We start from the raw sequence: 23,492 nt of genomic DNA, 5'->3' as shown, positions 1-23,492 counted from the left end.
TCATCTTGGGCGGTTTGCCCAGTCTGATAACGTGTTTTCCAGATCGCCGTAACCGGTGAACCGGCGTTCGAACTCCAGTCCCATTCGGTCTGCACATTCGCGGGCGCGTTGCGTCAGGTCCGGGCTGTCGATCTGGGCCTGATAGATCAGTTTGGTGTAATTCCCGAAATACATGTCACGCAGTTCCGGGTGGCGATCCAATCCAAGGGGCTTCCAGACAAAAGCGTCGAATTGCCGGGCCAGAAAATCTGTAAGATAGAAGGCCGTTGTTTCGTCTTCTCCACGGTCCTGAAAGGCCTGATTCCCTTCGAAGAAGGAATAGCAATGCGGTCCCTTTACCATTTCGACCCCCAGTTTCTCGCAGACCGTTTGCAACAGACCTCCGGTCCCGCAATCGGCGTACACGACGTAGATCTTGTCAAAATTGCCCTGATGCTTGGCCACTGCGTCTTCCACGGCCTGCGTGATCCGTTCCGGGTGAACGTGCAGGATCGCCGGCAGGCAGGTCAGAGCCATGTGATCCCAGCCATTTCGCGTTTTGATGTCCAGTATTTCCCGCGCAAGAGCGCCGCAAGCGATCAATAGGATGCTGCCCTTGCCCACATCGTCATAGCCCTTTGTGGTCAGGCTTGCATCATCTGGCAGAGATTCGTTTGACATCAGTTGGCATCCTTCGGGGTTGTTTCCATAGGAGGATGATTGCGGCCATTGGGCAAGCCCCGATCCGACATCTCATGTCAGGCCGCCGACGCATGCGCCTCGAACGCCGCCAACAGGGGCCGGGCCAGCGGTCCGTACGCAGCGATGCCATTCAGCGACAGGTCCGGAAACAGCGACTGGATCTCTTGCCGTGCGGCAATGTCGAGACTGTTCCAGATTTGCGCGCCGGGGTGAAAGCTCTCGCTCAGGCACCCTTGTGCCCAGAGTAGCTCATGCTGGTCGAACAGCAAATGGATGTAAGTCACCATCCTGCCGGGTCGCAGAACGATGTCAGACCCATTCACGAGATGTTTGGCAGGTGCCAGTGCTTCGCAATGACCGGTATGTAGCTCAAGACGCCAATCCCTGATCAGCATGCGGTGCTGCTGCGACACCAGAAGATCGCGCGTGTTTCCAACCGCACCGGCTTTGAAAAGAACAAGCGCATGCGGACCCGTTGCCTTGACGGATCGCCGCCCCATCCAGCGCAGGGTTTGCAGCCCATGATCATGGGTTTCGATCCTGTCGCCAAAGGACAGGGTTTCAATCGGCCGCTCGTCCAGATCAGTGCGGATCAGCGTACCGGGTGTAAAGCAGGGAACCAGGTCCCAATCCTCGCGACGGGCTGTCAGGCCTGAATACCGGTTTCCGGCAAGACTGTTGAATGTGATCGAGCGGACAGGGCCAGCCTCCAAAGCTGATTGGTCTGAATTGTCCGAGAATTCCGGCATCAGATAGGTGGTGCCATCCACATCCTGCGCCACGACTGCGGTAATCTTGGTTGTTGATCCATCAAAATAGTTGATCGTGGCGTTGTAAATCGAAGTGCCATCGAATGTCTGCGGCGGCCCGCCATCGATCGAAAACCGATCATTGGTTGACATGTTGTTCATGTTGTAGATCGAACCCGGATTGCCGACCGCGCTCCAGGTGGCGCTGTCGTGAGCCAGCGGTTCGCCCGATCCGCCAAAGGTTCGCCCCACGAGCGCCGAGGCGTTCTCGGCTATGGTGTTGCCTTCGGAACTGTCGATATCGGCAAGATTGCCGAGCGAAATGACTGTGAACGTAGTTGCCACGAGACCCCCTTGGATTAGGATGCCTCGTTTTTTTAGACCCGCTTTCGTTTAAAATCGGATAATCCTCATCGTCTGATGAAGAAACGCCCCTGAATCGAAATGGCCGCCCTGGATCGGGCGGCCTTTCAATCAGGATCTTACGGGTCTTACCCAGCCAGTTGATTGTGCTTGCGGCCAACAAATTCCTTGGCGGTTTCCACTGCAACAGCAGCGTCGCGGCAATAGGCGTCTGCGCCGATGGCCTTGCCGAACTCTTCATTCAGCGGTGCGCCGCCGACCAGAACGATGTAGTCGTCGCGAACGCCTTGCTCGACCAACGTGTCGATGACCACTTTCATGTAGGGCATGGTGGTGGTCAGCAGGGCGGACATACCCAGGATATCGGGTTGTTCATTTTCCAGCGCTTCCAGATAGTTTTCGACCGGGTTGTTGATTCCCAGATCGACAACTTCGAAGCCTGCGCCTTCCATCATCATAGACACAAGGTTTTTGCCGATGTCGTGGATGTCGCCCTTTACGGTGCCGATGACCATCTTGCCGACGCGCGGTGCGCCGGTTTCTGCCAACAACGGCTTGAGGATGAACATGCCGCCTTTCATGGCGTTCGCAGCCAGCAGAACCTCGGGCACGAACAGGATGCCGTCGCGGAAGTCATGGCCCACGATGGTCATGCCACCGACCAGAGCCTTGGTCAGAATGTCATAAGGCGTCCATCCCCGTTCCAGCAGGATATTGGTGGCTTCTTCGATCTCTTCCTTCAGGCCGTCATAGAGATCGTCGAACATCTGCTCGACCAGTTCGTCGTCATTCAGTTCGGACAGGACGATGTCTTCTTCGTCGGACATGGGGTATTCCCTGTGCTGGGCGGGCTATCGGCCCGTGGTGGCATTTTTTCCGTTTTGGCCAAAACGTCGCATCCTGACTGTGACGATTGCGACGTCGGTCGTTTCGGGACCGACCTATAAGACAAAAAATGGGGTGGCTCGATAGAAAAGTCTGCAAGATTATCCTGTATTCCCTTCATCTCGTTCTCTTTGGTTGGAAATTTGGGATTGCTTGCGCAAACCCTTTAGTGTGCCTATGTTCGAGGTTGGAACAAATAGCGAACAAGTGAATGTTATGAGTGCAACGCAACCAATCAAGGCAAGAGGCGCAGCGTCGAACGAATCTGGTCGGTTCGAACGCTTCGCCACCGAGGCAATTGATGACGGATGGGATAACACCGAGGCACTGCCATTTCTTCGAACCGAGACGCGTGAAGAGTTTGCCCGCAGCGCTATTACCTACAACAAATCCCCCGATTTGCCCTTCGATCGTTCGATCAACCCGTATCGAGGGTGTGAACATGGCTGCGTTTACTGCTTTGCGCGGCCAAGCCACGCCTATCTGGGCCTGTCTGCCGGTTTGGATTTTGAAACGCGTCTGATCGCGCGGCCCAACATGAGCAGTGTTCTGCGCAAGGAATTGTCCGCCAAGTCTTACAAAGTGGCACCGCTTGCAATTGGTACAAATACAGACCCGTATCAGCCAATTGAGAAAAAGCATATGATTACAAAAGCATGTCTTGAGGTGCTGCGTGAATTTAACCATCCGGTTGCAATCGTCACCAAGGGAGCTCTGATTGAGCGCGATCTTGAGTTGCTCGCCGACATGGCCGGTCGGGGGCTGGTGCGCGTTGGTATTTCACTGACCACTCTGGACGCTGACCTTTCCCGCCGCATGGAGCCTCGGGCGCCGTCACCGCCTCGTCGTTTGCGTGTGATCAGGGCACTGACCGAAGCCGGTGTTCCGGTGCGTGTGATGACATCACCCATTGTGCCTGGACTGACGGATCATGAACTGGAAAACCTGTTGGAAGCCGGAAAAGAAGCCGGTGCAGATGCTGCCAGCTGGATCATGTTGCGCTTGCCGCGTGAGGTTTCGCAGCTTTGGCAGGACTGGCTTGCCGGCCATGAGCCCTCAAGAGCGGAAAAGATCATGTCCAAACTGCGGGAAATGCATGGTGGGCGGGATTACGATCCGCGTTGGGGTCACAGAATGCGGGGCGAGGGTGAGTACGCGGGAATCATCGCTCAAAGGTTTTCGAAGTCCTGCAAGCGTCTGGGGTTGTCCGTAAAGTCGGCCCCGTTGCGCTGCGACCTGTTTGCGGTGCCACCGCAGCCCGGAGATCAGATGAGCCTGTTCTGAGGTCATGCGCCCCAATTTATTGTGCTGCCTTACGATTGAATACCGTTTTTCGAACTTCCATTGCTCTAACCCAAAAAAAGGCCCCGGTTGTACCGGGGCCTTTGGAATAGATTGCTTACATGCGCCAATCAGCGATTTTCGATATCGACGTAATCGCGCAGTGTTTCGCCTAGATACAGTTGGCGCGGACGCCCGATCTTGTTCTGAGGATCTGCGATCATCTCTTTCCACTGGCTGACCCACCCAACGGTGCGCGACAGGGCAAAGATCGGCGTGAACATCGAGGTCGGGAAACCCATCGCTTCGAGGATGATGCCCGAGTAGAAATCGACATTCGGGAACAGCTTTTTCTCGGCGAAATACGGATCTTCCAGTGCTTCCTTCTCCAGCTCCTTGGCGACCTGAAGTTTCGGGTTGTTCTCAATGCCGAGAAGATCCAGAACCTCGTCTGCCGACTGCTTCATGACCTTGGCGCGTGGATCGAAATTCTTGTAGACACGGTGGCCAAAGCCCATCAGGCGGAACGGATCATCTTTGTCTTTGGCCCGTGCGATATATTCGGGAATGCGATCAACAGTGCCGATCTCTTCCAGCATTTCCAGGCACGCTTGGTTGGCACCACCGTGGGCAGGACCCCAAAGGCAGGCAACACCGGCGGCGATACAGGCAAACGGGTTCGCGCCCGACGACGAGGCCAGACGTACTGTAGATGTCGAAGCATTCTGCTCGTGATCCGCGTGCAGGGTCAAAATCCGGTCCATGGCGCGGCTGAGGATCGGGTTGACCTCATATTCCTCGGCAGGGACGCTGAAGCACATGCGCAGGAAGTTAGACGCATAGTCCAGATCATTGCGCGGATATACGAAGGGCTGACCTGTATGGTACTTATATGCCCACGCAGCAATTGTCGGCATCTTGGCGATCAGACGATGCGATGCAATTTCACGCTGCCGCGGGTCGGCGACATCAGTTGAATCATGATAAAAGGCCGACATCGCGCCGACTACACCAACCATGATGGCCATCGGATGTGCGTCACGACGGAAACCACGATAGAAATACTGCATCTGTTCGTGCAGCATGGTGTGTCGGGTGATCGTCGTTTCGAACTTCTCCAGATCCTTCGCCGCCGGCAGCTCTCCGTACAACAAAAGATAGCAGACCTCGAGGAAGTGCGATTTCTCGGCCAGTTGGTCGATCGGATAACCGCGGTGCAGCAGCTCGCCTTTTTCGCCGTCGATATAGGTGATAGTGCTGTCGCAGCTTGCTGTCGAAGTGAAGCCGGGGTCGTAGGTAAAAACGCCAGCCTGGCTATATAGTTTTCGAATATCAATGACATCCGGACCAGCGGTCGGAGAATGAATAGGCAACTCATACTCTTTGCCGTGAACGGTCAGAGTGGCTGTTTTGTTGCTTTCAGTCATGGTTGTCCCTTCTTCATTCATGCGTACGCCAGAGAAACCTCCGGTGATACGGGCAACGACTGCGCGTGGACGCGCAGTCCGGGTGTTAGCGGAGCAGCGTTACCCGTTTATGAAACTTGGGTTATTTCGCTGCTTCAGAAAGCCGCGCCAGGGTTTCTTCCCGTCCCAGCACAAGCATCATGTCAAAAACCGAAGGCGTAACGGCACGACCCGCCAGAGCGGCCCTCAGCGGACCGGCCAGCTTGCCGAACTTGAGCTCCTTTGACTCGGCAAAGGAATTCAGGGCCTCCTCCAGTTCGTTCCGCGACCAGCTAGCATTTTGCAGCTGCGGCGTCAATTCCGTCAGTATACCATCGGATACAGATGCCAGTGCCTTTGCTGCCTTTTCATCCGGGACGATTGGTCGAATTGTCAATACAAAATGAGCCTTTTCAAGCAGTTCTGGGAAGGTTTTGGCCCGATCCTTGAGGCAATACATCGCACGTTCCAGATCACTGGATTGTGTTTCCGTAAGGGGCTTCAGATCTGCTGCGGTCAGATATGCTTCGATCTCCTGCCGCAGCGCAGCATCATCCGAGATTGCGATGTGCTGTCCACACAGGTTTTCAAGCTTTTTCAGATCGAACCGCGCGGGGCTCTTGCCGATCTCATCCAGATCGAACCATTCCTTTGCCTGTTCATCTGTGAAAAACTCGTCGTCACCATGGCTCCAGCCCAGCCGGGCCAGATAATTTCGCATTCCGGCGGCGGGATAACCCATGGCCTGATATTCCTGCGCCCCAAGTGCACCGTGGCGTTTGGACAGTTTCTTGCCATCAGGCCCGTGAATCAGCGGGATATGTGCCCAGACCGGAACGTCCCAGCCCATTGCTTCGTATATCATCATCTGCCGCGCGGCATTGTTGAGGTGATCGTCACCGCGGATCACGTGGGTAACACCCATATCGTGATCGTCCACAACCACTGCCAGCATGTAGACGGGTGTTCCGTCCGACCGCAGAAGGATCATGTCATCCAACTGATCATTGTGAATGCTCACGTCGCCCTGAACCTGGTCGCGGATCACGGTCGACCCGTCCTGAGGCGCCTTGATGCGAATAGCAAAAGGCGCGTCCGGATGTGTCGAAGGATCGGCGTCTCGCCACGGGCTGCGGAACAGGGTTGATTTCCCTTCAGCCCGTGCTTGTTCACGGAATGCAGCGATTTCATCCTGTGTCGAGAAACATTTGTATGCTTTGCCCTCGGCCAGCAACTGATGCGCGATTTCGGCGTGACGGGCAGCCCCTTCGAATTGGCTGATGACATCGCCATCGTGGTCCAGTCCAAGCCATTCCATGCCCTGAAGGATCGCGGCGGTCGCTTCAGGCGTTGAGCGTTCTCGGTCCGTGTCTTCGATCCGAAGCAGGAACTTGCCGCCACGCCCGCGCGCATAAAGCCAATTGAACAACGCGGTCCGCGCGCCGCCGATATGCAGGAAACCGGTGGGCGAGGGGGCAAAACGAGTGACGACCTGGTCGGACATTGTGGGAATTAACCTTTTGGTAACCGTATCTGGCATAGTTTGACGCCTGTCTAACGAGCCCGAAGGACGGGGGCAACCATGCGTGTTCTTGCACGGGTCGAGGTCGCGCTGCTGCACCAGACAGGGTACCTGTTCCCCTGGACGCCGGTTTTGCTGGCAACGGGGATTGGTCTGTATTTCGGCGTCAGCGTCGAGCCGGATTGGTCAGTTTATTCTGGCCTTGCCTGTCTTGGAATCGCTCTTGTCGCCTTGTGCCGCCGGCTGCCACCGGGGGTGGGAACGTTGGCAATCGGGGGGGCGCTGATCACTGCAGGTTTCATTCTTGCAGGCGTTCGCGCCCAAATGGTGGCAGAGCCGGTTCTGTCGTGGCGATATTATGGCCCTGTCGAGGGGAGGGTCGTCGCCATGGATCGGTCTGCCTCGGATGCGTTGCGGTTGACGCTTGATCAGGTACGTATAGGGGATGAACCTCAGGAGCGCAGGCCGCAGCGCATCCGTCTTTCCGTTCATGGTCCGGCGGGCACTATCGCTCCGGGGCAGCGTATTATGACCACGGGTCATCTTTCGCCGCCGCAAGGCCCGGTAGAGCCCGGAGGGTTCGACTTTCGCCGCCATGCCTGGTTTCAACGATTGGGCGCGGTCGGCTATACCCGCGTCCCGGTCATGACCATCGCAACAGCGACAGAGGGGATCGACGGCATTCGGGTCACTGCGATCCGCATGGCCATTTCGCAGCGGGTAAGGCAGATCCTGCCCAGAGAAATCGGTGGATTTGCCGCGGCCGTCACCACCGGAGATCGCAGTGGGATGGGGCAGGAGACGTTATCATCCTTGCGGGCTTCAAATCTGGCGCATCTGCTGGCCATTTCCGGGCTTCATATGGGGCTTTTGACCGGTTTCGTGTTCGTGGCTTGCCGATTGGGTCTGTCGCTGTGCCCTCCTGTGGCGTTGAGACTTCCAGTTCGGAAAGTGGCCGCTGTGCTCGCGCTTTGTTCCGCAACCCTTTATCTGTTGTTGTCCGGGGGCAACGTTGCGACCGAACGCGCCTTTGTCATGGTCAGTGTGATGCTGGGTGCCGTGTTGATCGACAGACGTGCAATTTCGCTGCGTGCGGTTGCTGTTGCCGCAGTAATCGTGCTGGTTCTTCGACCCGAGTCGCTGCTGAGCCCTGGATTTCAAATGTCGTTCGCCGCAACCACAGCGTTGGTTGCAGTCTTCGGAGCGTTGCGAGAGGCAGGCCCGTTGCCCGGCCCAAACTGGTTGAAACCAGTCGTTGGCGTGGTGATGTCATCTGCAATTGCTGGTCTTGCGACAGCTCCCATTGGTGCGGCGCATTTCAATACGATGTCCCATTACGGTCTGCTGGCAAACCTGCTTTCCGTACCTGTCATGGGCCTTTTTGTCGTGCCCTCTGCCGTCATTGCCGCGCTTCTGGCCCCGTTTGGACTGGAGGCAATTGCCCTGACTGTCATGGGGTGGGCGTTGCATTGGATCATTACGGTTTCCGGCTGGGTGTCGCACCTGGAGGGCGCGCAGAGTTTTGTTGTCAGCCCGCCTTGGTACATCCTGCCCCTGCTCGCATTTGGCGCCTTATGGATGGCCTTATGGCAGGGAAAAGCGCGATGGGCCGGAGCAATGCCTGTTGTCTTGGCATTTCTGCTTTGGAACTCGGGGCACAGACCGGATGTCCTGATTGCGGAAAACGGCGGTTTGGTGGGCGTAATGACCGAAAAGGGCAGGGCCCTCAGCAAAAGCAAAGGAAGCGGGTTTGTCGCCGGTGTCTGGCTTGAAAATGACGGAGACGGCGTTGATCAGATCGAGGCGGCGCTCAGATGGCCGGACAGCAGCATCGTTCAACGATACACGCTGAAGGACTATGAGATCATCCATATCACCGGAAAAAGGGCGGCGCAGGCGTTTGATGAATGTCGGGATAACCAGATCATCATCTCGGCTGTTGCGCTTACCCTGCAAGGTTCGTGCGGGGTATTTGATCCGGAACGGTTGTACAAAACCGGCAGCCTGTCAGTTTCGAACGGAAAGCTGACCTCAAGCGCAGACATGACCGGCCATCGGCTTTGGTCCCCGAAAACTGCCGGGGACCGTCATTCCAAGCAGGCTCAATAGGTGCGGATCAGTCCGACCAACCTGCCTTGAACCTTGACCTTCTCGTCGGGCAGGACGCGCGTTTCATAGGCCGGGTTTGCAGCCTCCAGCGCGATTGCATTGCCGCGGCGGAAGTACCGCTTGAGGGTCGCTTCCTGATCCTCGACCAAGGCAACGACGATGTCACCGTTATCCGCGGTCGAGGTTTCCCGAATGACGACCACATCACCGTCATTGATGCCAGCGTCGATCATCGAGTCGCCGCGAACTTCCAATGCATAGTGTTGACCCTGTCCCGAAACCATGGGGCCAGGGACGGCCACGTGATGCGAAACATGGCTGATCGCTTCGATTGGAACGCCGGCTGCGATCCGGCCCATGACTGGCAACTCCAGCGCGTCCACCGAAACAGGTTCTACATTCGCAGGGCGAGGGCCCTTGGGCCTGTCGCCTTCGATAACGCGGGGCGTGAAGCCGGCCGTCGGCTCGCCGCCAAGGCTTTCGGGCAATTTCACAATCTCAATAGCGCGAGCGCGATGGGCAAGGCGGCGGATAAACCCGCGTTCCTCCAATGCGGTTATCAACCTGTGAATGCCGGATTTCGACCGCAGGTCGAGAGCAGCCTTCATTTCATCAAAACTGGGCGGAACACCGTCCGCCTGCACGCGTTTGTGGATGAATTCCAGCAAATCCAATTGCTTCTTGGTCAGCATCGCTCACACCTCGTCGCTCATGCGTTTTCTTTTGTTCTACGCATGTTCACGTTTTGTGTCAACAAATTTGAGAACATCCTAGATCGGCAGGTATTCAGCCATTTCCCCGATGTCGCGCGCCGGATCGTACGGGGCACGGACCAACAGCGCGTTGGACTGGGCCAGTACACTGAGAAGGGAACTGTCCTGATCTGCGCAAGCTTCGATTCCGGCATCAGTGACCACGGCGCGCATATAGTGTTCGCGCGGCCCGTTCTCCGGCAGGGGACCACTCAGCCGTGCTGTGCGGAAGGGGGGCAGTACCTGTTCAAGCCCCAGCATCCGGCGCACCATCGGAGCCAGAAACAGATAGCCGCAGACCATGGCGCTGACCGGATTACCCGGTAATCCGACCATGGCCGCTTCGCCGATACGACCGGCCATCAGGGGTTTTCCGGGGCGCATTCGGATCTTGTAGAAAGATTGCTCCATCCCCAACCCCCGCGCGACGTCCGACACGAGGTCATAATCGCCAACCGACGCCCCGCCGATCGTCACGACAAGGTCTGCACCCCGCGCAAGTTCGAAGGCGGTTTCAAGCGATGATACTGTGTCGCGTGCAATTGGAAGCACGCGAACCAGAGCGCCCAATCCTTCGAGCATTGCCTGCAGGCCGAATGTGTTCGAGGCAATGATCTGATCCGGGCCGGGTTCTTCCCCGGGCATGACCAACTCGTCACCGGTCGAGATGAGGGCGATCATGGGCCTGCGTGAGACCGGGGCTCGATGGATATTCATCGCGGCCATCAAGGCAACATCTTCAGCGCGGATCAAACGCGGTGCGGATATGGATGTGCCAGCGTTGAAATCCACGCCAGCGGGTCGGATGTTCGTTTTGGTGCCGGGTGTTTCCGTGATTGTCAGAAGATCACCGCGGCGGCCTGTATCCTCTTGAATCACAACGAAATCCGCGCCATCAGGCACGGGGGCGCCAGTATAGATGCGAACTGCCTGTCCGGGGCCTACAGTGCCCTCAAAACGACGTCCGGCTGCTGACTCGCCCACAACTTTGAACATGGCGTGCGGTTCGACCTCGTCAGATTTGACTGCATAGCCATCCATCGAAGACGCGGCAAAAGGCGGTTGGTCCCGCGTGGCCGTGACGTCCCGCGACAAAACACGCCCTGCGGACTGGGCCAGTGGAACCTCTTCTGCCGGCAATGGCCCCACAAGATCGAACAGCAGGGCGCGCGCCTCTTCGACAGTAATCATTTTGCCTCGTAACGCCCTGATTTGCCGCCATCTTTAAGCAGAACGCGAATGCCGCCTATTTCCATCGCCTTATCGACGGCCTTGGTCATGTCGTATACCGTCAAGGCGGCTGTCGATACGGCGGTCAGCGCTTCCATCTCAACCCCGGTCTGGCCCGAGGTCTTGACGGTGGCCTCGATCTGAACACCCGGCAGATCCGGGTCAAGTGTCAGCTCGACCGCCACTTTGGTCACCGGCAGAGGGTGACACAACGGAATAAGGTCCGGCGTTTTCTTGGCGCCCATAATGCCGGCCAAACGGGCAATGCCCAGAACATCGCCTTTCTTGGCGCGGCCTTCCGAAATGAGTTCAAAGGTTTCTGACGCCATCTTGATGTGACCTGCGGCGACGGCGACACGATCTGTCACGTCCTTGGCCGAGACATCGACCATATGCGCCTGACCTTGGGCATCGAAATGGGTCAGCGGCATCACATTACTCCGGGGATCAGCGGTTTAGACAGGATGTGACGCGTTGCCGCTTCGACATCGTCCTGGCGCATCAGACTTTCACCGATCAAAAAGCAGCGGGCCCCATACCGCGCTATGTCCCTCAGATCGTCTGGCGTGCTCAGTCCGCTTTCGCAAACGATGGTGCGATCGGCGGGCACCAGCTTGGACAGGCGACGCGTCGTGTCGAGCGTTGTCTCGAATGTCTTCAGATTGCGGTTGTTGATTCCGATCAGAGGGCTTTTCAGTTGTGCGGCGCGTTCAAGCTCTGCTTCGTCGTGGACTTCGATCAGAACGTCCATCTCCCAATCGAATGCAGTGTTTTCCAGTTCAGCCGCCTGATCATCACTGACCGAGGCCATGATGATCAGAATACAGTCCGCACCCAGGGCGCGTGCTTCGACCACCTGATACGGGTCGTACATGAAATCCTTACGCAAAGCGGGCAGAGATGTCGCCTCGCGTGCTTGCGTCAGGTACTCTTTCCTGCCCTGAAAACTGGGGGTGTCAGTCAGGACGGACAAACACGCCGCGCCACCATCTTCATAAGCCTTTGCAAGAGCGGGTGGATCAAAGTCAGGTCTGATCAGACCCTTGGACGGGCTGGCTTTCTTGATCTCTGCGATCAGGCCATAGCCTTGGCGAGATGCGGATTGCAGAGCCTTCGCAAATCCACGTGTTTCCGAGGCGGCCCGTGCCTCATCTTCCAGTGTTTCCAAAGATTTCTGGGCTTTGTCCGCCCCGACTTCTTCCAGTTTGTAGGTTTTGATTCTGTCTAGAACGGTTTCGGTCATGCGGCTTCCTGTGTCTTGGCGGCCAAGGCCGTGATTTTGTTTTTGGCATTGCCACTGTCGATACTGTCAGCAGCCATGGCCACGCCTTCGCGCAGATCGTTTGCGGCCTCTGCGACGACCAGAGCGGCGGCCGAATTCAGCAGCACGGCGTCACGATACGCTGACGGGTCACCGTCCAGCAAAGCCCGGAACGCAACGGCGTTTTCCTCGGGTGTGCCACCGATGATTTCTTCGAAAGGATGCACGGGAAGACCTGCGTCTTCTGGGTGCAGTTCGACCTCTTTCACGATCCCGTCTTCCAGAGCGGCGACCCAGCTGATGCCGGTGATCGTAAGCTCATCCGTCCCGTCCGAGCCATGCACCAGCCAGGCCCGGTCCGACCCCAGCAGGCCAAGCGTTTCGGCCATCGGGCGGATCAGATCGCGGCTGAAGGCGCCGGTCAATTGTCGTTTGACGCCAGCAGGGTTGGTCAGGGGGCCAAGAATATTGAAAATCGTGCGCGTTCCCAGTTCCTGCCGGGTCGGCATTACGTGGGCGATGGCAGGGTGGTGCATTGGCGCCATCATGAAGCCAATTCCGACGTCTTTCAGCGCGTTCTCAACGACTTGTGGGCCAACCATGACATTGATGCCCATCTGGCCTAATGCGTCCGCCGCGCCGGATTTAGAACTCAGGTTGCGATTGCCGTGTTTCGCGACCGTTACTCCGGCACCGGCCACGACAAAGGCTGTCGCGGTCGAGATATTCAGGGTGCCTTTGCCATCGCCACCGGTGCCTACGATATCCATCGCTCCCTCAGGTGCTTTCACGGCATTGCATTTCGCGCGCATCACGGCCGCGGCCGCAGCATATTCATCGACCGTCTCACCGCGCGTCCGCATGGCCATGAGCAAACCGCCGATCTGGCTGGGCGTGGCTTCGCCATCGAACAATATGGCAAAGGCCTTTTCGGCCTCATCACGAGTCAAAGGGCGATCGGCAGCGGCTCCGATCAGCGGTTTAAGCGCGTCGCTCATGCCGGGACTTTCAGTTCTTGCAGGAAGTTCTTGAGAAGGGCGTGGCCGTGCTCGGATGCGATGGATTCCGGATGGAACTGCACACCGTGGATCGGCAATTCCTTGTGTTGCAGTCCCATGATGGTGCCGTCTTCCAGCTCGGCCGTAATCTCCAGGCAATCGGGCAGGGTCTCGCGCTCGACCACCAGCGAATGATACCGGGTTGCTTCAAAGGGTGAGGGCAGTCCGGCAAACAGGCCTTTGCCGGTGTGCTTCACCGTGCCCATCTTGCCATGAACGATCTCGTGACATCGAACCACCTTGCCGCCAAACACCTGACCTATGGTCTGATGGCCCAGGCAAACCCCCAATAGCGGTGTTTTGGTTTCGGCAGCAGCTTGTGTCAGTGCAAGACAAATCCCCGCCTGATCCGGGTCGCAGGGACCGGGGCTCAGCAGGATGCCGGCAGGGTTCATGGCCATCGCTTCCTGCACATCCAGCGCATCATTTCGACGAATGACCATTTCGGCACCAAGTTCGCCTAAATAATGTACCAAATTGTAGGTAAACGAGTCGTAGTTGTCGATCAGCAGCAGCATATGGGCACTTATCTTCGCTTGGGCATTTCGGGCTGGCGATGCAGCCCCGGGCCACGGTATAATGTCCGCACATACATGCTCAGGCTTGAGCGGCAGCGTCAAGAGGACATACCGTTTCTGACGCGTTCAATTGGCCGAGCGTCACACCAGATGGCGCAGAGCTGGACGAGGCAGATGAAAGAGGCGAAAGGCAGGAAAATGGGCGGATTTTTCGGAGGAATGGTCGCTGGGGCGGTCGTTGTTTTGATCTTGGGTGCGGTCGTGTCTCTCAAGACGCCGATGGTGAATACCCCGGTTGTCGCAACCAAAGCACCGGCGCCGACGATTTCTGAAACACCAGAGGCTCCGGCTGAAGTGGCTGAGGCTGGTTCCGATGCTGACCTCGTGGAACTGGCTCCGCGTGCGCCAGAAGCCGCCGATGACGCCGGCGAGGATCTGGCCGATCTGTCGGGTCTGGAAACATCAGTCGATTCTCAGCCAGTTGTTGGCGCGGCAACGGACGCGCTGAACCAACCGGAAGCAGCAGGTGCAAATGAAGTGTCTTTTGTGACCGAAGCACCTGCCGCCCTGCCAGAGCCAAGTCAGGTTCCGGCGATTCAGCCAGACGATGCGCTGCCTGCCGTAAGTGATGAAACACCGGCCCCGCCAGCAGAGCCCGAGAACACCGAGGTGGCCGTTCTTGCGCCCGAACCAGACCCTCTGCCACAGGCCGTGCCAGAACCGGAGCCAGAGACGACAGAGGCCGAAGAACAGAACCCCTTTGAAAACAGCCCGATTGCTGTGGAAGGGGATGAAGACACCCTGCCACGCGAACTGCCGCGTATTGCTGCGCTGCCCCAGATCGGGGGTGAGCAGGAAGCAAGTGCCAGTTCATTTATCGGAAAACGTGTCGCACCGTTGACGGAACGCGATGATGAGCCCGTCGTGGAACAGGCCTCGGTTGAACAGCCGAAATCGGCCAAACCGATCGAGCGTTTTGCGGCAAAGTTCGAAAACCCCGAAGCCAAGCCGTTGATGTCGATCATTCTGATTGATGACGAGGGCGCTTTCGGGTCCGAGGCGTTGCAGGACTTTCCGTATCCGATCAGCTTCGCCGTGAATCCATCGGATCCTGACGCGGCAGAAAAGATGGCACGTCACCGCGAGGCCGGGTTCGAGGTGCTGGCCCTGGCGGATCTGCCCGAGGCGGCAAGCGCACAGGATGCCGAAGTGTCGCTGTCGGTGTGGCTGGATACCCTGCCGGAAACAGTAGGTATTCTGGAAGGCGTGAACAGCGGGATTCAGGGCAATCGCAAACTGGCCGATCAGGTCGCTGCGATTGCTGCGGGAACTGGCCGGGGGCTGATTACGCAGGACAATGGGCTCAACACTGTGCAGAAGCTGGCAGCCCGAAACGGAATTCCGTCCAGTGTCGTTTTCCGTGATATAGACGGCGCACGGCAGGACCCCAAAATCATGCGCAGGTTCCTGGATCAGGCCGCTTTCCGTGCCGGTCAGGAAGGGACAGTGGTCATGCTGGGCCGCGTGCGTCCCGAGACGATTTCAGCCCTGTTGCTGTGGGGGCTGGAAGATCGGGGCAACCGTGTGGCAATGGCTCCGATCTCGGCTGTCATGATGAAACAGGTGCAGTGAACCGCGCAGAAAGCAACGAAAAGGGGCGGTGATCATCTGATCGGCCGCCCTTGTTTTTTTAGCCGTTTCCGTTCCCGGTGAACCGGGCGGCATCTGCCGCGGCGCGCCGTATGGCGTTGGATTTATGAACGGTTTCCATGAACTCGGCTTCGGGATCGCTGTCATAAACGACGCCACCGCCGGCTTGGATATAGAGTTTCTGGTCTTTCACGATGGCCGTGCGCAGGGCGATACACATGTCCATGTCGCCGCCCGCGCTGAAATAGCCGACGCCGCCGCCATAGACGCCGCGCTTTTCGGGCTCCAGCTCGTCGATGATCTCCATCGCGCGCACTTTGGGCGCGCCCGAGACCGTGCCTGCCGGCATCCCGGCAAAGAAAGCGTCCAGCGCGTCTTTGTCTTCGGCCAGTTCGCCCACCACGTTCGACACAATGTGCATCACGTGGCTGTAGCGTTCGATAATGAACTCTTCGGTCGGACGTACGGTTCCGATCTTTGAAACGCGACCGGTATCGTTGCGACCCAGATCCAGCAGCATCAGATGCTCGGCCAGTTCTTTCTTGTCGGCCAGCAGATCAAGCTCGTTCGCCTTGTCTTCTTCTGGCGTCGCGCCACGGGGGCGGGTGCCAGCGATGGGGCGAATGGTCACTTCATTGCCAAACACACGTACCAGAATCTCGGGGCTTGCGCCCACGACCTGAAAACCGCCGAAGTTGAAATAGAACATGAACGGCGACGGATTCGTGCGCCGCAAGGAACGGTAGAGTGCGAAGGGCGGCAGCGGAAAATCCTGCGTCCAGCGTTGAGCCGGAACAACCTGGAAAATGTCACCCGCGCGGATGTATTCCTTGGCTTTTTCAACCGCCTCCATATAGCCGGACTTGGTAAAGTTCGACACCGGTGCGGCGACTTCGCGCGCGTCACCCAGATCGCGGGTTTCTGCGGGCATCGTGCGTTCCAGATCCCGGACCGCATCCATTACACGCTCAGCCGCCTGCGCATACGCAGCTTTGGCGGATTGACCGTCACTGGCCCAGGCGGGTGAAACCACTGTTACCTCACCCTTGACCCCATCCAGCACCGCGATGACAGACGGGCGCAGCATGATCGCATCGGGCAGACCCAGGGGATCGGGGTTCACATCCGGAAGGTATTCCACCAGCCGAACCATGTCATATCCCAGATACCCGAACAGCCCGGCAGCGGCCTGGGGTAAGTCATCGGGCAATTCCATTCGGCTTTCGGCCAGAAGCGCCCGCAGGTTGTCCATCGGGTTGCCATCTTGAGGCGAGAACGCCTCGGAATCGAAACGGGCCGAGCGGTTCAGCTCAGATGTTTCGCCGCGACAGCGCCAGACCAGATCAGGTTTCATACCAATGATCGAATAGCGGCCACGCACCTCACCGCCCGTCACCGATTCCAGCATGAACGCGTCTTTCTGCGCGCCCGTCAACTTGAGCATCAGTGACACAGGTGTGTCCAGATCGGCGGCCAGACGTGTGTAAACCACCTGGTTTTCGCCCGCTTCATAGGCGCGCGCGAAGGTGTCGAATTCGGGTGTCAGGGCCATATCGGTCTCGTTTAAAAGCTCGCCTGCACGGCGTTCAGAGCCTGCTGATCCACGACGGGGCGCGCCCGGGTCTGGGCATCACGCACGTAGGCGTTGAAAATATTCTGTGCCAGAGCCTGATCCATCTGTGTGCTCAAGGCATCATGCAACTGGCGCAGTTCATCCGTATCTTCCGGAGGCAGGATTTCATCCAGACGTACAATCCAGGCCGCTCCGTTGCCGCCAATAACGCGCAACTCGCCGGGTTCCATGGCGAATACTTCGTTCATGAAATCGGCAGGAACGTCATCCAGAAACGCGGTACGGGTCAGGGCGTTTTCGACGCGGAAGGGCAGACCGGTCGTGGCAAAATCACCGTCAGTGGCCAGTTGGTTCAGAATGGCATCCGCCTTTTCCCGCAGGGCTTTGTTGGCCTCGGTCTGTTGCCAGGCCGCAGTGACACGGTCGCGTGCGCTCTCCAGTGGTTCTGGGCGGCGCGGCAGAACCTCGTCCAGGCGCAGGGCAAAAACTGACCCGTCTTCGAGGAATGCGATTTCTGGGAAATCCCCTTCCTGCACAGCTTCCGCGGCCGCTCGGAACCCGTCATATGCCGCAACGCCTTCAGCGCTGTCGCGGGTCCAGTCGATCTGACCCAGTTCCATTTCGGTTTCTTCAGCCAGTTCTTCCAGAGTGGCACCGCCGGCCAGCATGTCGTTGATATCTTCGGATTGCGCCTCGATAAGACGGCGGGCGCGTTCCGTCGCCAACTCTTCCCGAAGTGCCGGCTCGGCCTCTTCAAATGGAACATTGTTCGCGGCCAGTGATCCGTTGACACGGAACAGGGCCGGACCAAACACCGAAGGCAACGGGCCTACGACTGTGTCAAGCTCGGCCGCAAATACGGCGTCCGCAGCATCGCCCAGATCCTCACGTGTCACGTCGCCCAGATCGATGTCGTTGAGTTCAAGATCGCGATCCCGAACCAACTGTTCAAAGGTCGTGCCACCAACTTCAAGCTGCGCCAAAGCGTCATTGGCGGCCTGTTCGTTCGAGAAGTTCAGGCGTTCAACAAGGCGGCGTTCGGGCTGGTTGTATTCGTCGGACCGTTCTTCATAAAGTTTCCGCAGCGCGTCTTCGTCGATTTCCACCGTGTCAACCAACATTGCAGGCGACAGAATCGTATAGCTAAGTTTCTTGGTGCGGGGCAGCGTAAACTGGTCACCGTTGTCATCATAGAATGTCTGGATCTGCGCATCCGTTGGGTCGGTCACGGGTGTATCCAGCGCTTCGGTTCCAACGGTTGCGACCGTAAAGCTGCGCCGCGCACCGATGTAGTCGACCATCGTGTCCGTCAGCGTTGCCGGCATTTTCACGCCGCCCATGATTGCGCCCTGTACGATCGTTCGGGCGGATTCCTTGCGCAGATCGGATTCGAATTCGGAATCGGTCATGCCGACCTGTTCCAGCTGAAAGCGATAGGATTCACGGTCAAAAGTTCCGTTGACACCCTGAAACGCCGGAATCGAGATGATCTCTTGCTGAAGGTTCTCATCGCCGATGGAAATCCCAAGCTGACCGACCTCGTTATCCAGCGCTGCCAAAGCGGTCAGGCGGGCAAGGGCGTTTCGGTCCAGACCCAGCTCGCGCGCTTGCGACATCTGCAAAGGTTGCCCGGATTGTGCTTCGACCGCTCGGATCTCGCGCTGCAATTCGCGCACATAATCTTCTACCGAGATGCTTTCGTCGCCGACTTGCGCAACTGTGCGGATCGTCCCGCTGAGGTTGACCGCGCCGAATCCCGCAAGGCCCAGCATCAGCAGGCCCATCAGAATCCAGACAAAGGTTTTCGAAAGACTTTTAGCGCCTGCGGCCATGATGCCCTCTTGTTTTTTCGGCAGAGTTCTGCCCTGTCGGTTGCGGCCCTGAATACGACGCACACCGCCGAGGGGCAAGCTTAGAAGGACAGGTCCTGCAACCGGTCGAACAATTGACCCAGCCCGGCCCGATCCAGATTGGCAAAAGCAATGCGAACCTGTCGTTTTCCGGCCGGGTCATGATCCGGCATGAACATGGTGCCGGGTAACAGCAGCACACCTGCTTCGCTGACCAGACGACGGGCAAACTCATCCGACGGCATGTCAAACGGATGTTCGAGATAGGCGAAATAGGCTCCAAGTCCCAAAAGTCGCCACCCCCGGACTTCAAGCGCCGGAATCCCTTCTGCAATGGCTGCGCGGCGGTCCAGAATTTCATCGCGCTCGCCGGCCAGCCATTGCGACAGGTTTTGCATCCCCCATAACGCTGCGAACTGGCCGATCTGGCCCGGGCAAATGGCGACCGTGTCCAGAAATTTCTCCACCTCGGCCAACAGCGCCGGGCTTGTCGCGATGGCGCCAACCCTGTGGCCCGTCAGACGATAAGCCTTGGAAAAAGAGTACAGGTGGACAAGGGTTTCGTCCCAGTCTGGTTGCTGAAACAGATCATGAGGGGGGCCACTGCGACTGTCAAAATCGCGATAGGTTTCATCGACGATCAGGCGAATCCCGGTTTCACGGGCCAGCTTATAGAAGGCCCTGACAAGTTCGGCAGGGTATTCGACACCGCCCGGATTGTTGGGCGTGACCAGTGCAATGGCGCGGGTCTTGTCCGTAATCAAATCGCGCGCACGCTCTGGATCGGGTAGAAGGTCATCGCCGGTCGGCAGGTCCACGGCCTGTACTCCGGCCATGTCCAACCACATTTTATGGTTGAAATACCATGGGGTTGGCAGAATGACCTCATCCGCTTCGCCGGTGATCGCCGATATCACGGCCGAAAACGCCTGATTGCAGCCTGATGTGATGGCGATCCGAGGTGCATCTACCTGTGCGGCATAGTGAGAACTGATCTGCGCCGCCAGTTCAGCGCGCAGATCGTCATTGCCCAAAACCGGGCCATAAAGATGTGCGCTGTCTACGCGAACGGCAAACTCGGCCATGGCCTGCCGCAAGGCCAGCGGCGGCGGATCGATCGGGGCCGCCTGGCTTACGTTGATCAACGGGCGGTCGGATGAGAACGCAACGCCCTCGACCCATCGGCGTGCCTCCATCACCGGAGGTGCGAATGTTGCGGCGGTACGGCTGAGCGTCATGTGCGGTCTACTGTTCTGGAATCAATCGGTGCCGCGATACGGCTCGACATATTGAAGGGCCATATCCCATGGGAAAAAGATCCATGTGTCCTGGCTGACCTCGGTGATGAAGGTATCCACCATCGGGCGGCCCTTGGGTTTGGCGTAAACCGTTGCGAAATGTGCCTTCGGATACATATCCCGCACCAGTTCCAGCGTCTTTCCACTGTCTACAAGGTCGTCGATGATCAGAATACCGGTCCCGTCGCCCATCAGTTCGACGTCCGGAGCTTTCAACACCTCTGCCTCACCCTGTTCCTGATGGTGGTATGAACGTACGCTGATCGTATCGACTGTGCGGATGTCCAGTTCGCGGCTGACGATCATTGCAGGCGCCATGCCCCCGCGCGTGATCGCGACAACACCCCGCCAGTTGCCATCATCGGGCCCTTGCCCGTCAAGACGCCAAGCCAGTGCACGCGAATCGCGATGAATTTGGTCCCAGCTGATGTGAAAGCCTTTTTCGTGGGGCAGGCGGTCTTTGGCGCTCATGTTTTTAACCTTTTTCAACGTCCGGTGCGTCAACGGCCTTCATGCCGACAATATGATACCCGGAATCCACGTGCAGGTTTTCACCGGTTACGCCGCTGGACAGATCCGACAACAGATACAGGGCCGAGTTTCCGACATCGTCAATGGTCACGTTCCGGCGTAGGGGAGAGTTATATTCATTCCACTTCATGATATAGCGGAAGTCACCGATACCACTGGCGGCCAGGGTTTTGATCGGGCCGGCTGAAATAGAGTTCACCCGGATGCCATCCTTGCCCAGATCTTCAGCCAGGTATTTGACCGACGCCTCAAGCGCGGCCTTGGCAACCCCCATCACATTGTAATGCGGCATGACCTGTTCGGCCCCGTAGTACGTAAGCGTCAAGGCACTACCGCCTTCGGACATCATCTTTTCTGCGCGCTGCATCACTGCTGTGAAAGAATAGACCGACACATCCATCGTCAGTTTGAAATTGGCGCGGCTGGTGTCGACATACCGGCCGCGCAGTTCGTTCTTGTCAGAAAAGCCGATGGCGTGAACGACGAAGTCCAGTTTGCCCCATTTCTCTTCCAGTGCCGTAAAAAGCGCATCGATAGATGCCTCGTCACTGACGTCGCAGGGCAGAACGATTTCGCTCGCCAATTGCGCCGCCAGTGGGTCGACGCGCTTTTTCAAAGCGTCGCCTTGATAGGAAAAGGCCAGCTCGGCCCCGGCATTCGACAAGGCGCGGGCGATTCCCCATGCTATTGATTTGTCATTGGCCAGTCCCATGATGAGGCCGCGCTTGCCGGCCATCAACTGATTTGACATGTTCGGTTCTCCGCCTGTCTTCGCGTTATGTTGAGTTGGTTTATGCCATTGGTTGCGTTGCATCAAGGCCGTGCGCTCTTGCCCGCAGCGGGTTCTCGCCTTAGGTTCGTCGTTAATACTTTCCAGGGGATGGAAATGACCGAGCGTGATGGCATCTTTGCTGGCTCCGATCCGTTTGAAATAGCGGCCCGGTGGTTGGCTGAGGCTGAAGAAACCGAACTGAACGATCCGAATGCGATTGCGCTTGCAACCGTTGACCCGGATGGCTTGCCCAATGCACGCATGGTGTTGTTGAAGGAAATCGAAGCGGATTCGTTTGTTTTCTTTACCAACTACGAAAGTGCCAAAGCCAGAGAACTGGACACCGCCGGAAAAGCTGCGTTTGTGATGCATTGGAAATCTTTGCGGCGTCAACTTCGTGTTCGTGGTACAATAAGTCGTGAAAACGGGCCCCAGGCAGATGAGTATTATGCATCAAGGTCATTGAAAAGCCGGCTGGGCGCGTGGGCTTCAAAGCAGTCGCAACCGCTTTCGAGCCGGACAGCTTTGATGGCAGAGGTCGCAAAAGTGACCGCGAAACTTGGGCCGAATCCACCGCGTCCGCCATTTTGGGGCGGGTACAGATTGACGCCTACAGAGATTGAGTTCTGGGCCGATGGAGCATTCCGCTTGCATGATCGGTTCAGATGGCAACGAATTGAGCCGGGATCGGCGTGGCATGTTGAAAGGTTGAATCCATGACGTTCACGTGTCGTGAAATGCAACAAGCAGAAAATAAAGGATTTTTTCAGCTTGAATTTGCCTGCCATTCCCATAAACAACAAACCCTTAACGAACTGTTGATATTCGCGATGGGAAAACCGTGCCAGAAGACCTGAACAACATGTACCGCGTCCGTGGACACGTAAAATGGTTCGACCCTGCCAAGGGGTATGGCTTTGTTGTGTCCGAAGAGGGCGGCCCTGATATCCTGTTGCACGTGAATGTTCTGCGCAATTTCGGCCAGAGCTCGGTTGCGGACGGTGCCAGCATTGAAATCATGACTCACCGCACGGACCGGGGGGTTCAGGCGGTAGAGGTTGTCGCCATTGATCCGCCGGCGCGGACCGACTCGATGATGCTTGCCGACTTCGCCGAGCTGGATCCGGAGGTTATTGCAGAAGCGCCCCTGGAAGCCGCGCGGGTAAAGTGGTTCGACAAAGGCAAAGGTTTCGGATTTGCGAATGTCTTTGGGCGTAACGAAGACGTATTCCTTCACATTGAGGTGTTGCGCCGCTCGGGGCTCGCTGATCTTCAGCCCGGCGAAGCGCTGGCCATGAGAGTGATCGACGGCAAGCGTGGCCGGATGGCCGCGCAGGTTCTGGCCTGGGAAGCAGCATTGGATAGCTGAACCGCATGAAACGGATTCTGGCAGTCTTGACCATATTCTTAACGTTGTGGGCAGGAAGTGCTGTTGCTGCATGCAGGTCGGACCGGGTGGCGCTCAGAAATGACAGTGCGACGGTGCAGTTTAACGTCGAAGTCGCTGTCACGCCGCAGGAGAGAGCCCGCGGATTGATGTTTCGCGAATCGTTGCCGACTCGATCCGGCATGTTGTTCGTGTTTGATCCGCCGCAGCCTGTTGCCTTCTGGATGAAGAACACCCTGATCCCGCTTGATATGATTTTTGTGGATCGCACCGGTTTGGTGACGCGTGTGCATGAAGGGGCGATTCCGGGTGATCTTACGCCGATTGAAGGGGGCGATTCCGTTTTTGCGGTGTTGGAAATTAATGGCGGATTGTCTGCGCGCTACTCCATCGCGCCCGGGACAGAGATGAAGCACGAAATTTTTTCGCAAGGACCCGCAATTTGGCCCTGTTAGGGCTTTTCAAATCAGATCGGCATCGTTAGGAAGGCGCACGGTCCGGGGCGTGGCGCAGTCTGGTAGCGCACCTGTTTTGGGTACAGGGGGTCGTAGGTTCGAATCCTGCCGCCCCGACCATT

At 57.5% G+C, this 23,492-nt stretch carries 22 protein-coding genes and 1 tRNA gene; 7 read left to right on the top strand and 16 right to left on the bottom strand.

The window, feature by feature from the left end:
* The 3 genes from AC2FJB_RS17150 to AC2FJB_RS17140 all read right to left on the bottom strand — a co-directional run bounded on the left by AC2FJB_RS17150 (position 1) and on the right by AC2FJB_RS17140 (position 2,620).
* The gene (locus tag AC2FJB_RS17150; protein WP_496719605.1) at positions 1–660 is read right to left on the bottom strand and encodes a DUF1638 domain-containing protein; all 660 of its coding nucleotides are present in this window, start codon (positions 658–660) and stop codon (positions 1–3) included.
* Between the two features lie 77 nt (positions 661–737).
* The gene (locus AC2FJB_RS17145) at positions 738–1,775 is read right to left on the bottom strand and encodes a Hint domain-containing protein (RefSeq protein ID WP_496719607.1); all 1,038 of its coding nucleotides are present in this window, start codon (positions 1,773–1,775) and stop codon (positions 738–740) included.
* 146 nt (positions 1,776–1,921) lie between these two features.
* Positions 1,922–2,620, bottom strand: a complete 699-nt coding sequence (locus tag AC2FJB_RS17140; RefSeq protein ID WP_117868841.1) for a corrinoid protein — start codon at positions 2,618–2,620, stop codon at positions 1,922–1,924.
* Positions 2,621–2,894: 274 nt separating this feature from the next.
* On the opposite strand from AC2FJB_RS17140, the gene AC2FJB_RS17135 reads away from it, so the two are divergent.
* Positions 2,895–3,962 carry a PA0069 family radical SAM protein gene (locus AC2FJB_RS17135; RefSeq protein ID WP_496719609.1) on the top strand — a complete coding sequence of 356 codons (1,068 nt, stop codon included), beginning with the start codon at positions 2,895–2,897 and terminating at the stop codon, positions 3,960–3,962.
* Between the two features lie 128 nt (positions 3,963–4,090).
* Here the strand turns inward: AC2FJB_RS17135 and gltA are convergent, their stop codons facing one another.
* Both gltA and gltX read right to left on the bottom strand, forming a co-directional pair.
* Positions 4,091–5,386 (bottom strand): citrate synthase, encoded by a 1,296-nt coding sequence (gltA, locus tag AC2FJB_RS17130; protein ID WP_117872740.1) that lies wholly within the window; start codon positions 5,384–5,386, stop codon positions 4,091–4,093.
* 121 nt (positions 5,387–5,507) lie between these two features.
* Positions 5,508–6,908, bottom strand: coding sequence for a glutamate--tRNA ligase (gene gltX / locus AC2FJB_RS17125; RefSeq protein ID WP_496719611.1), 1,401 nt, complete (start codon positions 6,906–6,908; stop codon positions 5,508–5,510).
* Between the two features lie 78 nt (positions 6,909–6,986).
* On the opposite strand from gltX, the gene AC2FJB_RS17120 reads away from it, so the two are divergent.
* On the top strand, positions 6,987–9,035 hold the full coding sequence (locus tag AC2FJB_RS17120) for a ComEC/Rec2 family competence protein (RefSeq protein ID WP_496719613.1): 2,049 nt from the start codon (positions 6,987–6,989) through the stop codon (positions 9,033–9,035).
* On the opposite strand, the gene lexA is transcribed toward AC2FJB_RS17120, so the two are convergent.
* The 6 genes from lexA to AC2FJB_RS17090 all read right to left on the bottom strand — a co-directional run bounded on the left by lexA (position 9,029) and on the right by AC2FJB_RS17090 (position 13,854).
* On the bottom strand, positions 9,029–9,727 hold the full coding sequence (lexA, locus tag AC2FJB_RS17115) for a transcriptional repressor LexA (RefSeq protein ID WP_299893653.1): 699 nt from the start codon (positions 9,725–9,727) through the stop codon (positions 9,029–9,031). The genes AC2FJB_RS17120 and lexA overlap by 7 nt on opposite strands.
* Before the next feature lie 78 nt (positions 9,728–9,805).
* Positions 9,806–10,978, bottom strand: coding sequence for a molybdopterin molybdotransferase MoeA (locus AC2FJB_RS17110; protein WP_496719615.1), 1,173 nt, complete (start codon positions 10,976–10,978; stop codon positions 9,806–9,808).
* Complete coding sequence (moaC, locus tag AC2FJB_RS17105) at positions 10,975–11,448, bottom strand: cyclic pyranopterin monophosphate synthase MoaC (protein WP_496719617.1); 474 nt, start codon at positions 11,446–11,448, stop codon at positions 10,975–10,977. The genes AC2FJB_RS17110 and moaC overlap by 4 nt, the downstream gene beginning before the upstream one ends.
* Positions 11,448–12,260 carry an indole-3-glycerol phosphate synthase TrpC gene (gene trpC / locus AC2FJB_RS17100; protein WP_117868847.1) on the bottom strand — a complete coding sequence of 271 codons (813 nt, stop codon included), beginning with the start codon at positions 12,258–12,260 and terminating at the stop codon, positions 11,448–11,450. The genes moaC and trpC overlap by 1 nt, the downstream gene beginning before the upstream one ends.
* On the bottom strand, positions 12,257–13,276 hold the full coding sequence (gene trpD, locus AC2FJB_RS17095) for an anthranilate phosphoribosyltransferase (protein ID WP_496719619.1): 1,020 nt from the start codon (positions 13,274–13,276) through the stop codon (positions 12,257–12,259). The genes trpC and trpD overlap by 4 nt, the downstream gene beginning before the upstream one ends.
* Positions 13,273–13,854, bottom strand: coding sequence for an anthranilate synthase component II (locus tag AC2FJB_RS17090; protein WP_117868849.1), 582 nt, complete (start codon positions 13,852–13,854; stop codon positions 13,273–13,275). Before AC2FJB_RS17090 ends, trpD begins: the two co-directional genes overlap by 4 nt.
* A 174-nt stretch (positions 13,855–14,028) precedes the next feature.
* Here AC2FJB_RS17090 and AC2FJB_RS17085 point away from each other — a divergent pair, with 174 nt between their 5' ends.
* Positions 14,029–15,486 (top strand): polysaccharide deacteylase family 2 protein, encoded by a 1,458-nt coding sequence (locus tag AC2FJB_RS17085; protein WP_254683796.1) that lies wholly within the window; start codon positions 14,029–14,031, stop codon positions 15,484–15,486.
* Positions 15,487–15,544: 58 nt separating this feature from the next.
* On the opposite strand, the gene trpE is transcribed toward AC2FJB_RS17085, so the two are convergent.
* From trpE to fabI, 5 genes are all read right to left on the bottom strand, one after another.
* Positions 15,545–17,056, bottom strand: coding sequence for an anthranilate synthase component I (gene trpE / locus AC2FJB_RS17080; RefSeq protein WP_496719622.1), 1,512 nt, complete (start codon positions 17,054–17,056; stop codon positions 15,545–15,547).
* A gap of 11 nt (positions 17,057–17,067) precedes the next feature.
* Positions 17,068–18,909, bottom strand: coding sequence for a peptidylprolyl isomerase (locus AC2FJB_RS17075; protein ID WP_496719624.1), 1,842 nt, complete (start codon positions 18,907–18,909; stop codon positions 17,068–17,070).
* 80 nt (positions 18,910–18,989) lie between these two features.
* Positions 18,990–20,165, bottom strand: coding sequence for an aminotransferase (locus AC2FJB_RS17070; protein WP_496719626.1), 1,176 nt, complete (start codon positions 20,163–20,165; stop codon positions 18,990–18,992).
* A gap of 21 nt (positions 20,166–20,186) precedes the next feature.
* Complete coding sequence (gpt, locus tag AC2FJB_RS17065) at positions 20,187–20,696, bottom strand: xanthine phosphoribosyltransferase (protein ID WP_496719628.1); 510 nt, start codon at positions 20,694–20,696, stop codon at positions 20,187–20,189.
* 4 nt (positions 20,697–20,700) lie between these two features.
* Positions 20,701–21,507, bottom strand: coding sequence for an enoyl-ACP reductase FabI (gene fabI / locus AC2FJB_RS17060; RefSeq protein WP_299893634.1), 807 nt, complete (start codon positions 21,505–21,507; stop codon positions 20,701–20,703).
* A 135-nt stretch (positions 21,508–21,642) separates the two neighbouring features.
* Between fabI and pdxH the strand changes: the two genes are divergently transcribed.
* The 4 genes from pdxH (at position 21,643) to AC2FJB_RS17040 (ending at position 23,490) form a co-directional block, all read left to right on the top strand.
* Positions 21,643–22,248 (top strand): pyridoxamine 5'-phosphate oxidase, encoded by a 606-nt coding sequence (gene pdxH, locus AC2FJB_RS17055; protein ID WP_117872743.1) that lies wholly within the window; start codon positions 21,643–21,645, stop codon positions 22,246–22,248.
* Between the two features lie 142 nt (positions 22,249–22,390).
* A complete protein-coding gene (locus tag AC2FJB_RS17050) occupies positions 22,391–22,897 on the top strand; it encodes a cold-shock protein (RefSeq protein WP_371415306.1) in 507 nt (168 codons plus the stop codon).
* A gap of 5 nt (positions 22,898–22,902) precedes the next feature.
* Positions 22,903–23,370 carry a DUF192 domain-containing protein gene (locus AC2FJB_RS17045; protein ID WP_117868855.1) on the top strand — a complete coding sequence of 156 codons (468 nt, stop codon included), beginning with the start codon at positions 22,903–22,905 and terminating at the stop codon, positions 23,368–23,370.
* 43 nt (positions 23,371–23,413) lie between these two features.
* A tRNA-Pro gene (locus AC2FJB_RS17040) sits at positions 23,414–23,490 on the top strand.
* Positions 23,491–23,492: the final 2 nt, after the last annotated feature.

It is taken from the genome of Ruegeria sp. CDSC085 (assembly GCF_059610465.1).
The sequence above is the reverse complement of the archived record's forward strand: the minus strand, read 5'-3'. Positions and strand labels throughout refer to the sequence as shown.

Bases quoted from the DNA above. Each gene is read 5' to 3' on its own strand.
- AC2FJB_RS17150 (WP_496719605.1), bottom strand. From the start codon at position 660: ATGTCAAACGAATCTCTGCCAGATGATGCAAGCCTGACCACAAAGGGC.
- AC2FJB_RS17140 (WP_117868841.1), bottom strand. From the start codon at position 2,620: ATGTCCGACGAAGAAGACATCGTCCTGTCCGAACTGAATGACGACGAA.
- AC2FJB_RS17135 (WP_496719609.1), top strand. From the start codon at position 2,895: ATGAGTGCAACGCAACCAATCAAGGCAAGAGGCGCAGCGTCGAACGAA.
- gltA (WP_117872740.1), bottom strand. From the start codon at position 5,386: ATGACTGAAAGCAACAAAACAGCCACTCTGACCGTTCACGGCAAAGAG.
- gltX (WP_496719611.1), bottom strand. From the start codon at position 6,908: ATGTCCGACCAGGTCGTCACTCGTTTTGCCCCCTCGCCCACCGGTTTC.
- AC2FJB_RS17120 (WP_496719613.1), top strand. From the start codon at position 6,987: ATGCGTGTTCTTGCACGGGTCGAGGTCGCGCTGCTGCACCAGACAGGG.
- lexA (WP_299893653.1), bottom strand. From the start codon at position 9,727: ATGCTGACCAAGAAGCAATTGGATTTGCTGGAATTCATCCACAAACGC.
- AC2FJB_RS17110 (WP_496719615.1), bottom strand. From the start codon at position 10,978: ATGATTACTGTCGAAGAGGCGCGCGCCCTGCTGTTCGATCTTGTGGGG.
- moaC (WP_496719617.1), bottom strand. From the start codon at position 11,448: ATGCCGCTGACCCATTTCGATGCCCAAGGTCAGGCGCATATGGTCGAT.
- trpC (WP_117868847.1), bottom strand. From the start codon at position 12,260: ATGACCGAAACCGTTCTAGACAGAATCAAAACCTACAAACTGGAAGAA.
- trpD (WP_496719619.1), bottom strand. From the start codon at position 13,276: ATGAGCGACGCGCTTAAACCGCTGATCGGAGCCGCTGCCGATCGCCCT.
- AC2FJB_RS17090 (WP_117868849.1), bottom strand. From the start codon at position 13,854: ATGCTGCTGCTGATCGACAACTACGACTCGTTTACCTACAATTTGGTA.
- AC2FJB_RS17085 (WP_254683796.1), top strand. From the start codon at position 14,029: ATGAAAGAGGCGAAAGGCAGGAAAATGGGCGGATTTTTCGGAGGAATG.
- trpE (WP_496719622.1), bottom strand. From the start codon at position 17,056: ATGGCCCTGACACCCGAATTCGACACCTTCGCGCGCGCCTATGAAGCG.
- AC2FJB_RS17075 (WP_496719624.1), bottom strand. From the start codon at position 18,909: ATGGCCGCAGGCGCTAAAAGTCTTTCGAAAACCTTTGTCTGGATTCTG.
- AC2FJB_RS17070 (WP_496719626.1), bottom strand. From the start codon at position 20,165: ATGACGCTCAGCCGTACCGCCGCAACATTCGCACCTCCGGTGATGGAG.
- gpt (WP_496719628.1), bottom strand. From the start codon at position 20,696: ATGAGCGCCAAAGACCGCCTGCCCCACGAAAAAGGCTTTCACATCAGC.
- fabI (WP_299893634.1), bottom strand. From the start codon at position 21,507: ATGTCAAATCAGTTGATGGCCGGCAAGCGCGGCCTCATCATGGGACTG.
- pdxH (WP_117872743.1), top strand. From the start codon at position 21,643: ATGACCGAGCGTGATGGCATCTTTGCTGGCTCCGATCCGTTTGAAATA.
- AC2FJB_RS17050 (WP_371415306.1), top strand. From the start codon at position 22,391: ATGTACCGCGTCCGTGGACACGTAAAATGGTTCGACCCTGCCAAGGGG.
- AC2FJB_RS17045 (WP_117868855.1), top strand. From the start codon at position 22,903: ATGAAACGGATTCTGGCAGTCTTGACCATATTCTTAACGTTGTGGGCA.